The organism is Streptomyces sp. NPDC057682 (genome assembly GCF_042799575.1).
Lineage (GTDB): Bacteria > Actinomycetota > Actinomycetes > Streptomycetales > Streptomycetaceae > Streptomyces.
Genome location: NZ_JBHVIN010000022.1, coordinates 132,438 through 144,582, shown reverse-complemented (window position 1 = coordinate 144,582; position 12,145 = coordinate 132,438). Strand labels below are relative to the sequence as shown.

The 12,145-nt window shown below is 72.4% G+C and carries 14 protein-coding genes; 10 read left to right on the top strand and 4 right to left on the bottom strand.

The annotated features are described in order from the left end of the window. Window position 1: 1 nt before the first annotated feature. Entirely contained in the window at window positions 2-619 is a 618-nt protein-coding gene (locus tag ACFVDM_RS33075) for an AMP-binding protein (protein ID WP_383649104.1), read from the bottom strand. A gap of 170 nt (window positions 620-789) precedes the next feature. Here ACFVDM_RS33075 and ACFVDM_RS33070 point away from each other — a divergent pair, with 170 nt between their 5' ends. Beyond that, entirely contained in the window at window positions 790-2,034 is a 1,245-nt protein-coding gene (locus ACFVDM_RS33070) for a PucR family transcriptional regulator (RefSeq protein WP_383649101.1), read from the top strand. Between the two features lie 77 nt (window positions 2,035-2,111). Here ACFVDM_RS33070 and ACFVDM_RS33065 read toward each other — a convergent pair whose 3' ends face one another. Further along, on the bottom strand, window positions 2,112-3,290 hold the full coding sequence (locus tag ACFVDM_RS33065; protein WP_383649099.1) for an SGNH/GDSL hydrolase family protein: 1,179 nt from the start codon (window positions 3,288-3,290) through the stop codon (window positions 2,112-2,114). Window positions 3,291-3,470: 180 nt separating this feature from the next. Between ACFVDM_RS33065 and ACFVDM_RS33060 the strand changes: the two genes are divergently transcribed. Next, window positions 3,471-4,142, top strand: coding sequence for an ArsR/SmtB family transcription factor (locus ACFVDM_RS33060; protein ID WP_383649096.1), 672 nt, complete (start codon window positions 3,471-3,473; stop codon window positions 4,140-4,142). Between the two features lie 26 nt (window positions 4,143-4,168). Next, window positions 4,169-5,476, top strand: coding sequence for an MFS transporter (locus ACFVDM_RS33055; protein ID WP_383649094.1), 1,308 nt, complete (start codon window positions 4,169-4,171; stop codon window positions 5,474-5,476). 4 nt (window positions 5,477-5,480) lie between these two features. Here ACFVDM_RS33055 and ACFVDM_RS33050 read toward each other — a convergent pair whose 3' ends face one another. Continuing rightward, window positions 5,481-5,861, bottom strand: a complete 381-nt coding sequence (locus tag ACFVDM_RS33050) for an ATP-binding protein (protein WP_383649092.1) — start codon at window positions 5,859-5,861, stop codon at window positions 5,481-5,483. A gap of 146 nt (window positions 5,862-6,007) precedes the next feature. Between ACFVDM_RS33050 and ACFVDM_RS33045 the strand changes: the two genes are divergently transcribed. The 3 genes from ACFVDM_RS33045 (at window position 6,008) to ACFVDM_RS33035 (ending at window position 7,651) form a co-directional block, all read left to right on the top strand. Beyond that, complete coding sequence (locus tag ACFVDM_RS33045) at window positions 6,008-6,550, top strand: GntR family transcriptional regulator (protein WP_383649090.1); 543 nt, start codon at window positions 6,008-6,010, stop codon at window positions 6,548-6,550. After that, window positions 6,547-7,326: a GntR family transcriptional regulator gene (locus ACFVDM_RS33040; protein ID WP_383649088.1), complete on the top strand. Its 780-nt coding sequence runs from the start codon at window positions 6,547-6,549 to the stop codon at window positions 7,324-7,326. The genes ACFVDM_RS33045 and ACFVDM_RS33040 overlap by 4 nt, the downstream gene beginning before the upstream one ends. Before the next feature lie 160 nt (window positions 7,327-7,486). Further along, a complete protein-coding gene (locus ACFVDM_RS33035; RefSeq protein WP_383649086.1) occupies window positions 7,487-7,651 on the top strand; it encodes a hypothetical protein in 165 nt (54 codons plus the stop codon). 107 nt (window positions 7,652-7,758) lie between these two features. Here the strand turns inward: ACFVDM_RS33035 and ACFVDM_RS33030 are convergent, their stop codons facing one another. Next, window positions 7,759-8,340, bottom strand: a complete 582-nt coding sequence (locus tag ACFVDM_RS33030; RefSeq protein ID WP_383649084.1) for a TetR/AcrR family transcriptional regulator — start codon at window positions 8,338-8,340, stop codon at window positions 7,759-7,761. A 162-nt stretch (window positions 8,341-8,502) separates the two neighbouring features. Here ACFVDM_RS33030 and ACFVDM_RS33025 point away from each other — a divergent pair, with 162 nt between their 5' ends. From ACFVDM_RS33025 to ACFVDM_RS33010, 4 genes are all read left to right on the top strand, one after another. Then, complete coding sequence (locus ACFVDM_RS33025) at window positions 8,503-9,345, top strand: hypothetical protein (RefSeq protein WP_383649182.1); 843 nt, start codon at window positions 8,503-8,505, stop codon at window positions 9,343-9,345. A gap of 167 nt (window positions 9,346-9,512) precedes the next feature. Further along, window positions 9,513-9,923 carry a hypothetical protein gene (locus ACFVDM_RS33020; RefSeq protein WP_383649082.1) on the top strand — a complete coding sequence of 137 codons (411 nt, stop codon included), beginning with the start codon at window positions 9,513-9,515 and terminating at the stop codon, window positions 9,921-9,923. A gap of 10 nt (window positions 9,924-9,933) precedes the next feature. Continuing rightward, window positions 9,934-10,704 carry an HNH endonuclease family protein gene (locus tag ACFVDM_RS33015; RefSeq protein WP_383649079.1) on the top strand — a complete coding sequence of 257 codons (771 nt, stop codon included), beginning with the start codon at window positions 9,934-9,936 and terminating at the stop codon, window positions 10,702-10,704. A gap of 72 nt (window positions 10,705-10,776) precedes the next feature. Next, a complete protein-coding gene (locus tag ACFVDM_RS33010; RefSeq protein ID WP_383649076.1) occupies window positions 10,777-12,129 on the top strand; it encodes a hypothetical protein in 1,353 nt (450 codons plus the stop codon). Window positions 12,130-12,145 lie beyond the last annotated feature (16 nt).

The following is a 12,145-nucleotide window of genomic DNA, read 5'->3' as shown; positions in this document are numbered from 1 at the left end:
GTCAGCGCGCGGGGCCGGAGGCGCAGACGAGCGGGGCGGACGGACGGGCGGCGCGGTGGAGGACGGCCCCGCCCGCGCCGGGACGGGGGACGGGCAGCCCCGGCGCGGTGAGCGGGCCGCCGCCGGAAGCCGCGACCGCCTCGCGGGCCTCCCGGTGGGTGTACGCGGTGTGCCGGCCGGTGCCGTCCTCGACGACGACCGCGGGGTCCTCGTCGTCCCGGTGGACGACGCCGGGGCGCTGCGGCCAGAACGCCAACTGGCCGAGGAAGCCGGGGCCCACCAGGACCGTGGACGCCGCGTGCGCCTCCTCGCCCGTGGCGAACCGCAGCCGTGCCCTGGTGGGCCGGACCACGAGGAGCCGGGGCCGGGGCCTCGCGACGACGGCGACCGCACCGGCGCGCAGCGCCCCGTAGTACAGGACGGGCAGGGCCGGCAGACCGGGCACCGCCAGCTCCACCCGGTCGCCGGGGCGCACCCCGTGGGCCAGCAGACCACCGGCGACGCGGGCACTGAGTTCGTCGAGGTCGAACAGTGTCAGGACCGAGCGGCCGGTCGACAGCGCCGGCCGCTCGGGGTACGGCCGGGCCGCATCGGTCAGGACACTGGCGAGATTGGTCACGTCACTCCGCTTTCATGCGCACATGCCGGTTTCAACATGCCGATCCTCACAGCCGGCCCCGGCGTACGGCGATGTCGACGCCGACAGAGTCCTCTGTAGCCGTCGACAAACACCCCGCGCGGGTTCGCTCGTTGGGCGTGGCGCCCGCCGGTGGTGGCTACGCTGACTCCGTGTCCAAGAAGGAACCGCGTCTCGCAGTGGCCGAACTCGCCGGGGAACTGACGCCCCGTCTCGACGCGATCGCGGCCACCATGTCGCAACTCACGTACGAGAGAATCGACTTCTACCGTTCCATGGTGGTGGGTCCCGAGGATCTGCAGGACTCGATGCGGATGAACGTCGGGCTCGTCCTGGAGCACCTCACCGATCCCGCCTCGCCCGGCGTCGATCTGGCCGGCCCCATGGAAACCGGCCGCAGACGCGCCCTGCAGAACGCCCCGCTGCCCGAGGTCCTGCGCGCCTACCGGCTCGGCTTCCGGTACATCTGGATACAACTCCTCGGTGTGGCACGGGAGAAGGGCGGTGAGGCCCCGGACGCGCTCCTGGACTGCGCCTCGCACATCTGGGAACTGGCGGACGTCTACTCCTCGGCCCTCACCGACGCCTACCGCTCGACCTGCGCGGAACGCATGGTCGAGACCGACCGCAGACGCTCCGCCCTGGTCTCCGAGCTGATCGACGGCCCCGCGCTGAGCAGCGAGACCGTGTGGGAGGTCGCGCGGATGCTCGACTTCCCGTTCCAGGGACGGTTCCTCGTGGTGGCGGCGGAGGCGCGGGTCGGCGGCGAACCGCCGCTGCCCGGACTGGACCGGCGGCTGCGCGCCCTGGACGTCGGGCATGCCTGGCGGGCGCAGCCGGGTGCGGAGATCGGGGTGCTCTCCTGCCCGCCCCGGCAGCCGGTGGAGGAGGTCCTGGAGGCGGTGCGCGCGGTCGCGACGGGCCGGGTGGGCGTCAGCCCGCTGTACGAACGCCTCGACCAGACCAGCCGGGCCCTGCGGTACGCCCAGGTCGCCGAGGAGTCCCTCGCGGCCGGCAGCACGGGGGTGCGCCAGCTCGACGACACCCCGCTGACCGAACTGGTGATGAACAACCTGGAGACGACCCAGCGCGCCGTGCAGCGCATCCTGGGCGGGGTCCTGTCGCTCTCCGAGGACGACCGCACCACGCTCCTGGCCACCGCCCGCGCCTGGCTGGAGGCCCATGGTTCGGCCGCGGAGGCGGGGCGGCGGCTGTACTGCCACCAGAACACGGTCCGCTACCGCATGCACCGGCTGGAGGAGTTCCTGCGCGGACCGCTGGACGACCCGAAGATCGTCGCCGAACTCTCCATGGCGCTCGACGCGGTGGGCACGTTCCCGATGCTGCTGGACTCGGCGCAGCCGGCGGTGGCCCGCATCCACGACCTGCGGGCCTGAGCCCGGCGGGCAGGGGCCGCACCGGCCGGTTCCGGTACGGCCCCGGTCCCGGTACGGCCCAGGGGTGCCCCGCTCCGTCAGCCGAGTGCCCCCAGCCGCATCGCGGCCGGTCCCTCGCCCGCGGTGTTGGTGCAGCGGCGGTCACCGGCGGGCTGTTCCAGCTGGAGGGTCAGACAGGTGCCGAGTGCCTGCTGCCCGAAGCTGTTGGGGTGCAGGGACTCCTGCTTCTGGCCCTGCCCCACGCCGGAGGTGATGAAGCGGACCCACTCGCTGGTCTCGCCGGACGGCGGGTCGGCGGGACCGGCCTGCCGGGTGGTCGTCGAGCACACCTCGCGCCCCTCGAAGGACCGGGACAGGTCCAGGAACTCCGCACCGCCCTCGTCGGCCGCCCCGGCCAGAACGGAGCTGATCTCGGGGACCAGTTCGTCGTGCGCCCAGGTGAGGTCCTTGTCGAAGAAGGGACAGCCGCCGGACGACAGCCGGTCGTACTTCTCGCCGGGGTAGCGGATGCGGCCGGCGTCGGGGAGCGGGGAGGGGTACGACTGGAGGACGAGGCGGTACGAACCCGCAGGGTGGCCGGCCCGGTCGAGCGCGGTCCGCACATCGGCGAGGGTGTTCACGGCCGCCTGCCGCACGGCGGGCAGCCGCTCGGCGACCTGCCGGGCCGCGTCCGGTGCGCACGGGGAGCCGCCGAAGGGCTTGACGAACTCGGTCGCGCAGCCGGTGATGATGTCGGAGAAGCCGAGGTCGTTGCCGCCGATCGACACGACGACGGCCCGCACGTCCCGGCCCGCCGCCACGTCCTCCAGCTCCGCGGCCTGGGACCGCTGCCCCTTGAACGGCTCGCCGCCGCTCCCGGGCAGGAGAACCGCCTTCGACGTCGCCCCCGAGCAGGCCAGGTTGAGGCGGCTCACGTCGAGTGTGACGGACTGGACCTCGGCCACGTCGGAGCGGTTGCAGCCGCTGTCGTAGGACGATCCGTACACCCGGTACGGGTCGCTCTCGTCGGTCGCCGGGTCCCAGGCCCGGTCGGTGCCGGAGTAGCCGTTCGCGCTCGTGTTGCTGTTGCCGGCCCAGCGGCCGGCCTCGCCGGAGATGAAGCTGTCGCCCAGGGAGACCAGCAGGGGCGCGTCGGCGGCGGCCGGTAGCGGGGCGGAGGCGGCGGAGGCGGTGAGCACGCCCGGGACCGTGAGCGCGCAGACGGCGGTGGCGGTGGCCGCGAGCAGCTTGGAGCGGCGTGAAGGAGAAATGATCATGCAGGGGTTGTCGGCAGCCGGGCGGCGGGCGGTGAAGCCCGGTGCCGGGTTTGCAGCCGAATGGACCAGCGGGAAAAGGGAGTTGTTGACCGCGGGCGTCAGAAGCGGTCAGGTCCGGTCACGCCTGCGACAAAACGTGAGAGTTGACTCTCATAAAATATGAGAGCATCCTCTCACGTCATGGACTCCCGTAACCGCATGGGTGACATCGAGATCACCGACCCGCAGGCGATGCGCGCCCTGGCGCATCCCGTGCGCCTCGCGATCCTCGACCGGCTGCGCCGCGAGGGCCCGTCGACCGCGACCGCACTGGCCCCGCACGTGGGCGCGACGCCCTCGGTGACCAGCTGGCACCTGCGCCATCTGGCGTCCTTCGGACTCGTCCGCGACAGCGAGCCGGGCCCCGACCGCCGCAGCCGCCGCTGGGAGGCGGTGGCACGCGGCTTCCGCTTCGAGGAGCCGGACGATCCGGCGGACGAGGAGGGCCGGGCGGCGGCGCGCGAGCTGTCCCGCCAGATGTTCCGCCGCTACGCGGACCTCCCGGCCCGCTGGGCGGAGGAGACCGAGCCCGCACTCGACCCGGCCTGGCGGGCCCCGGCCGGACTGGCCTACACCCGGATCGAGGTGACGCCCGGCGAACTGGCCGCCATCCAGGACGCGATCGAGCGCGTCCTCGCCCCGTACGCCACCCGCCCCCCGGCCGACCGCCCGGCGGACAGCAGGGGCGTACGGCTGCTGCGGTACGTGCTGCCGGAGGGCGGGGGGGAGGGCGCGGGCAAGGGCGCGGAGGGACCGGGGCCGGGGGCGGAGGGCGCGTTGTCCGGGCCGGACGAGCCGGGACGGACGCCGTGACGGGGGCGGGCCCGGTGAGCGGGGCGGTGGCCGCATCCGGGGCGGACGTGCCGGGGGTGATGTCCCGGGGGCTCGGGCGGGACCGGGGGTTCCGGCGCTTCTGGGCGGGGCACACGGTCTCCCAGTTCGGCGACCGGATCACCGAACTCGCGCTGCCGCTGATCGCGGTCGAGTCCCTGGACGCCACGGCCGGCCAGATCGCGTGGCTGACGGCGCTGATCTGGACGCCGAACCTGCTGGCGATCGTCCTGGGTGCCTGGGTGGACCAACGGCCGGACAAACGACGGCTGATGATCGTCGCGGACGTGCTGCGGGCGGCGTTCCTGCTGAGCCTGCCGCTGGCCTGGCTGCTGGACGCGGTGACGCTGATCCAGCTGTACGCGGTGGCGGTCCTGGCGGGCGCGGCGGGGGTGCTGTTCAACACGGCGTACCCGCCGTTCTTCGTACGGCTGGTGCCGCGCGAGGCGTACGTGGCGGCCAACAGCAGGCTCAGCGCCAGTCGTTCGGCCTCGCAGGTGGCGGGACCGGCGCTCGGCGGCGTCCTCGTGCAGGCGGTCACCGCGCCGGTGGCGGTGGTGGTGGACGCGCTGACGTTCCTGGCGTCGGCGCTGCTGATCGGGCGGGTCCCGGTCGACGAGGAGCCGAGGGGCGGTGCCCCGGACGGGCCGGGGGTGACGTTGCTGCGGCGGGCCCGTGAGGGGCTGGCGTTCGTGGTGCGGCATCCGGTGCTGCGGGCCACGCTGGGCTGCGCGGCCACGGTCAACTTCTTCACGTTCGTGGCCGGCACCGGCCTGATCGTGCTGTACGCCCGCCGGGACCTCGCCCTTCCGCCCGGCACGATCGGGCTCGCCCTCGGTATCGGGGCGACCGGCGCCCTCCTCGGCGCGCTCTGCGCGCCCGCCGTCTCCCGCCGCCTCGGCGTCGGCCGCACGATCGTCGTCGGCGCCGTCCTCTTCCCCGCCCCGCTCGCCCTCGCCGCGACGGCGGGCGGCCCCCTCTGGCTGCGCGCCGGCACCCTGGCCGGGGCGGAGTTCCTCTCCGGCTTCGGCGTCATGCTCTTCGACGTCAACCTCAACTCGCTCCAGGCGGGCGTCATCCCCGACGCCCTGCGCAGCCGCGTCGCCGGCGCCTACAGCACCATCAACTACGGCATCCGCCCCCTCGGCGCCCTCACCGGCGGCGCCCTCGCCACCACCTTCGGCCTCCGCCCCACCCTGATCGCCGCAGCACTGGGCGGTGCCCTCTCCGCCCTGTGGCTCCTCCCGTCCCCGGTGCCGTCCTTGCGGACGGTGACAGGGGATGACGCGGTGGCGGAGGAGAGGATGAGGCCGTGAGCGGTCAAGTCTTGAACACCAGCCACACGGTCTTGCCGACCACGTGGTCGTCCACGCCGAAGTCGTCGGCCAGGGCGCGCGCGAGGAGTAAGCCGCGCCCCGAGCATGCGTCGTCGTACGGCTGCCGCACCTCGGGCCGGCCCGGCCCGCTGTCCCGCACCTCCAGTCGCACCGCGTCCTGCGCGCGGCTGAGGACGACGTTGAACTCGCGGCCGGGCGGGACGCCGTGGAGCAGGGCGTTGGTGGCGAGTTCGGACACGCACAGCTCTATGTCCTCGATCAGGGAGCCAAGCTGCCATTCGACGAGGACTCCGGTGACGAAGTGGCGTGAGGCGCGGACAGAAGTACGCCTGCGGGGGAAGCGTCGCTGTTGGGACAGGGACACGGAGGTTCACCGCCTTGCTCGCGGGCCGTAGCGTGGTGAGAACCGTACCGCTATTCGCGAAAAGCGGCAAGGTTTACGCTAGGGCGGCGCATGGGACTCGCCTACCGTGTGGGGCGGCAGAGGCGTCGGCTGCGGAGGAGACGGACATGAGCGGCAGTGAATGGACCAGCACCTCGGTGCCCTATCTCGCCGCGTCCCCCGGCGCGGCGGCCGACGCGTGGGCGGCCGAGGCCGCGGCGGAGGGGCGCAGGGGGAACCAGCGGATCGTGCAGGCGGGTGAGGTGGAGGCTCCGGCGGAGGTGGCCGCACTGCTGGGACTGGCAGCTGGGGAGGCGGTCGTCGCGCGGCGCCGGATCATGTATCTGGACGACGAGCCGTGCGAGTTGACGGACACCTACTACCCGTCGGACATCGCGCGCGGCACCCGTCTCGCCGGTACCGCCAGGATTCCGGGCGGAGCGGTCCGGCTGCTCGCCGACCTCGGGTACGTGGGAGCGCGCGTCCGGGAGGACGTGACCGCGCGGCTCGCGACGGAGGACGAGCGGCGCCGACTGCTGCTGGCGGACGGCGAACCCGTCCTTCAGCTGACCCGGCTCACGGTGGACGCCGCTGACCGGCCCATCCAGGTCGACGTCATGGCGATGCCGCCACGCCGCCAGAAGCTTCGCTACGAGATCAGGATCGGATGACTGTGCCCAGACCCGAAGCGGATGCCGTCGACCGCCGTTCGCTGCACGAGCGGATCGCCGCCGATCTGAGGGACGAGATCATGACCGGGGACCTCGCGCCCGGAACCGGTCTGCCGTCCACCGCCCGGCTCAAGGAGCGGTTCGACGCCTCGAACGCGACGGTGCAGAAGGCGTTGCACCTCCTCAAGGAGGAGGGGCTGGTCGTCGGCAGGGCCGGGGCGGCCGTGACGGTGCGCGAGCATCGTCAGCGCACCGTCCGCCCCGCCGCCTACATGGCTCCGGCCCGAGCGGGGGAGCCGTACCGCTGGCTGAGCGAGCACGCGCGGGGCGGCTCCCGTGCGCGGAGCGAACTTCTCGAAGTCGGCGCGTGCCGCCCGCCCGCGGACGTCGCCGAGGCCCTGCGGACGGAGGCGGCCGGTGAGGTGCTCCGTAGACACCAACTCCTCCTCGTCGACGACGAACCGGTCGAACTCGTCTCCTCGTACTACGCGCTGGATATCGCCGCTGGCACCGCGATGGCCGAGCACCGGAAGATCACCGGCGGTACGCCGGCCCTGCTCGCGGAACTGGGCTATCCGCCACGACTCAGCGTGGACCGGGTGTCCGCGCGCGTTCCCACGCAGGAGCAGTACCGGGCGCTGCGTCTGCCCGGCGGCCTGCCGGTGCTGCGGACCCTGAGGGTCGTGTACAGCGACGACGAGCGCCCCATCGAAGCGACCGTCATGGTGAAGGCGGGCCATCTGTACGAGCTTCAGTACGAGTTCACGCCCGAGTGAGGCCGGGCCCACGTCAGCCCCATGCCGTTGCTCTGGCGTTCTGGCCCGACGGCCCCGTGGCCGTCGGCACGACGAGGCCACCCAGGATGCAACCGGCAGCTGAAGGGTTTGCCCTTAAAGTCTCTTGACACGTCCGCATCGTGGCGCGTCGGATACGGGCATGGCCTTGTTGGGATTGATCGGATTCGTCGTCGGCATGGTCGGGATCATGGTGGGGAGCAAGGGGCAACGCGGGTGGGACACGTGGTCCCGTCAGCAGCGCATCGTGTGCTCGCTCAGCTTCGTACTTGTTGTCGCCGGGCTCGCCGTCGCCCAGTCTGCCTGAGGCGGCCCTTGCGGGGCGGGTGCAAGGGCTTCAGGCGAGAGGCCTCGGGCCCCTGAAGCACCGGTCTTCCCGCCCACCGGTTGGAAGAGCAACCGCATCGGCCTGCGTCAGCCCCCCGCACCCCGCCCGAACGCCAGCTCCGCCACCCTCCTGAACACCGCCTCCGCGTCCGTGTCGCCGACCGCCGCGTCCAGGTTTCCGCTGAGGAGGAGGGTGGCGAAGCCGTGGGCGAGGGACCAGGCGGCGATGCCGGTGAGGCGGGCGTCCTCGGGGGTGGGGGCGGGGAGGGCGGAGACGCCGGCGCGGAGTTCGGCGGTGGCGCGGTCCTTGGCGGCGAGGAGGTGGGGGTCGTCGGTGCGGTAGAGGTCGGGGCGGAACATCACCTGGAAGTGGGCCGGGTGCTCGGCGGCGAAGCGGACGTAGCGCACGCCGCGTTCGCGGAGGTCCGGGGCCTCGGCGAGGGCGTCGGCGAAGAGGGTGTAGCCCTCGGCGGCCACCGCGGTGAGGAGGCCGGCGCGGTCCTTGAAGTGGTGGGCGGGCGCGGCGTGGGAGACGCCGGCCCGGCGGGCCAGATCGCGCAGGCTGAGGGCGGCGGGGCCCTCGGTGCGAATGACGTCGAGCGCGGCGGTGAGGGCGGCCCGCCGCAGATCGCCGTGGTGGTAGGTGCGGTCGGCGCGGTCACTGGTCATGGCAGCAGCGTACGCCGAATCTAGTCATTGACAAGTTCGCGGGAGCGGGTGCAGTCTGGTCGGCGTCAGAGATCTAGGCAGTGACAAGATGGGTGGGGGCCGCCCGCCCCGGAAGGCGGAGTCGTGGGAGACAGGACCGAGGAACTGGGCAGCGTGCGGCGCATGTGGCACCTTCTTGAGCCCCTGCACGCCGTGCTCTACTACGCCCCCGAGGCCTTCGAGGAGGCCGCCGCGCTCGGGTACGGCATCGAAGAGCGCTGGCCGAGCTACTTCGCCTGGCGCGCGGCGCCGCTCGGCGCGGACGGGGCGGACGCCGCCCGCGTCACGGAGACCTTCTACAGCTTCAGCCCGGCGACGGTGGGCGCCCATGTCCCCGCCGTCTGGTCCGTCGCCGCGCCCGGCGCGGTGCTCGCCGCCCGCGTCCGCGCCGTCGACCGGGCCTGGCGCACCCTGCTGGGAGACGCCGCCGAAGCCCCGGACACCGCCGAGGCCGCCGCGCTGCTCACCCGCGTGGCCCGCGCCGCCGACACGGCCGGCCGCCCCCTCGCCGCGGCCAACGCCGCCCTGCCCGTACCGGACGCCCCGCACCTCGCGCTCTGGCACGCCGCCACCGTCCTGCGCGAACACCGGGGCGACGGCCACCTCGCCGCGCTCGCGGACGCCGGACTCGACCCGGTCGAGTCCCTCGTCTCCTTCGCCGCGATCGGCGCCGCCCCTCCCGAGGTCTTCGCCGGCCGGGGATGGAGCGCCGAGGAGTGGGAGCAGGGCGCCGAACGGCTGCGGAAGCGCGGGCTGGTGGCGGCGGACGGCACGGCCACGGACGCGGGCCGCGCCCTGCGCGCCGAGGTCGAACGCCGCACCGACGAGGCGGCCGCCGCCCCCTGGCACGCCCTCGACGCCGCCGAACGCGAGCGGCTCGTCGAACTCCTCGGACCCCTCTGGGTCGCGGCCATCGGCTCCGGGCTCCTCCCCTCCGAGACGACCCTGGGCATCGGGAAGGTGTGAGGGGCGGCGGGGGCGTGCCCGGCCCCGTCCTGTGATCCGGGCCGCATCCCCCGTACACGCGTGCCATGAACACGCCCGCACGGGGAAGAGGTCCGTAGGATGCCCGGACCGGTTCGGCTTTCTCCCCGTCAGGACGGCTTCGAGTGATATCTCCCCGCGTATGTCGAGTGACCGTGCCCGCCCTGGGCCTGCTGGCCGTTCTGGCCCTCACCGGCTGCGACCCCGAGCAGGGGTCCTCGTCGTCCTCCTCGGGCGGTTCCCAGGGCGGCGGCCGGGCCGCCGCCACGGGCTTCGGCGCCAGTCCCCTGGAGAACCCGGACGGCACGAAGCCCGGACTCGCCCCGCTCACCTCCGAACAGGACCGGGCCGCCGCCCGGAAGGTCATCGAGAAGGTCGCCACGAAGGGCCGGGGACCGAAGACGGGGTACGCGCGCGACAAGTTCGGCAGCGCCTGGAAGGACTCCGTCGACGGCATAGCGTTCGCCCGCAACGGCTGCGACACGCGGATTATCTCTATGGTCCGCGCCGTGGTGGACCTGTTCTCGCAGCGTATGCAGGGTGTGGTCGGCTGTGCGTAGTGAGAGGCACATGAGTCACAGGATCCTGCGGACAGGCGGGACGAAGCTCGTGATTGCGGCCGCCATTGCCGCTGCGCTGGTCACCGGCTGTGACGAACTGGAGTCAGGTGGCACCGCCGCAGGATCTGGTCCGGATACCGCCGCCGGCCGCGTGGTGAGCCCGTTGGCGAACCCCGACGGGACGAAGCCGGGGCTCGCCGCGCTCACGTCGGAAGCGGACAAGGCCGACGCACGCAAGCTCATCCAAGGGCTCACCACAAAGGGGCGTGGGCCGAAGACGGGCTACGAGCGTGACAAGTTCGGGTACGCGTGGATGGATACGGCGGATGGGGTGCCGCTGGCGAGGAATGGTTGTGACACGCGGAATGACTTGTTGAAACTCCATGGGCAACACGTGCAGTTCCGTTCAGGTTCCGACTGCGTGGTCGTAGCGATGAACCTGTACGACCCGTACACCGGCAAGGAGATCGCCTGGAAGAAGGCCAAGGCCACCGAGGTACAGATAGACCACGTGGTCCCGCTGTCCTACAGCTGGCAGATGGGTGCCGCCCGTTGGCCGGAGAGCAAGCGAAGGCAACTGGCGAACGACGTGCTCAATCTGCTTCCAGTCGAAGGGCGCGCCAATTCGGCGAAGCGTGACTCGGGGCCGGCGTCCTGGCTTCCGCCGAACAAGAAGATCCGGTGCTCGTACGCGGTGCGCTTCGCGCAGGTCGCTGACAAGTACGAACTCCCGGTGACAACGGCGGACAAGGCCATGATGCTGGAACAGTGCCAGGGCTGACAGGAGCCCCAGTGCTGTCCCGGCCCCGGGGCGCGGGGTCACTCTCGGCCGTGATGGCTAAGGTTCGCAGTCATGGACGCTGCCGCTCTCGACCGTCAGGCCCGGACCTTGTCCGGCTGCATTCCTCCACTCCTGGTCTCCCGGCTTCTTGAGGCCGGCCACAGCGAAGAGGTAGAGGTCCAAGCCCGTCGCGGGGAATGGTTCTGCGCGCGGGCCTGGGCGCAGCTGCTCGGCGACCAGGGACGGCAGACCGAGGCGCTGGAGGTGCTTTCTCCGTACGTTGCCACTGGCTGGTGGCCGGCAGCCCAGGTTCAGGCGGAGTTGCTGGAGAGCTGGGGGCGGGCTGAGGAGGCGATCATCCTGGCCCGGCCGTACGCGAGCAAGGGAGGGCTCCCGCTGGAGTTCTTCGCGCGCCTGCTGGCCCGGCATGGGTGTGCGGACGAGGCGGTCACTCGGCTGAGTGCTGGAATCGAGGACTGGGTTCTTGCCACCGCTCTGGTCGACATTGTCAGGGGAACAGGCCGGGACGAAGAGGTTGCCGCGCTGCTGGCCGCCCGGATCCCGGCTCGGCATCGGTGCGACGGCCCGTGGTGCTGCCGTGGCCTTGACCCCGACACGGCGATCGGGCTGCTTGCCGCGATCCGTGAACGCCAGGGCCGCATCGACGAAGCGATCGCCCTGCTGTACACCCGGCAGATCACCTCCGTCAACAACCGCGACCAGCTGGCCGACCTGCTGGCGAGACACGATCGGATCGAGGAACTGCGGGCGTACGCGGCGACCGAGGATCTCGGTGACGCCGCGCGGCGCCTGGCCGAGGTGCTGGAGCAGCGCGGCGATGCGGAAGGTGCGATCGCCGTGTACCGGCAGGCCGACCGACCTGGGGCCCTCGATCCCAACTCGGCTTTCGAGCTCGCACAGCTCCTGGCACGGCACGGTCGAGGGGACGAAGCGATCGACGTGATGCGGGTTCAGGCCGACGCCCACAACGGGGACGACTGGATCCTTCATGCTCTGTCCGGCCTGTGTCTCGACCAGAGGCGCACCGAGGACGGCCTGGCGCACCTCGACGCCCTCGCCGCCGCCCGAGGGGGTGAGGAGGAATGGGAGCTGTACTGGATGCGGCTGCCGCTGATCGCTGCCCGCGACGGCGTCGACGTAGCGGTCGCTCATGCCCTCTCCCACCCCGAGGGGGCCACCTCGTACGCGGCGCCGCACATTGCTGAGTTGCTCGCTGGCGCCGGACGCGCCGAGGAGGCTGTTGCTGTTCTCGAACGGCACGCCGCCGCGAACAGCAACGAACTCGCTGGGTACCTCATTGACCTGGGACGCGCCAACGATGCCGTCGCGCTCCTTCAGCAGCGCGATTCCGAGCCGGTCTCACCTGTCTGGACCGGCTCGCTCATCAACGATCCCCCATTCTGATTCCGGCCTTTCGGCT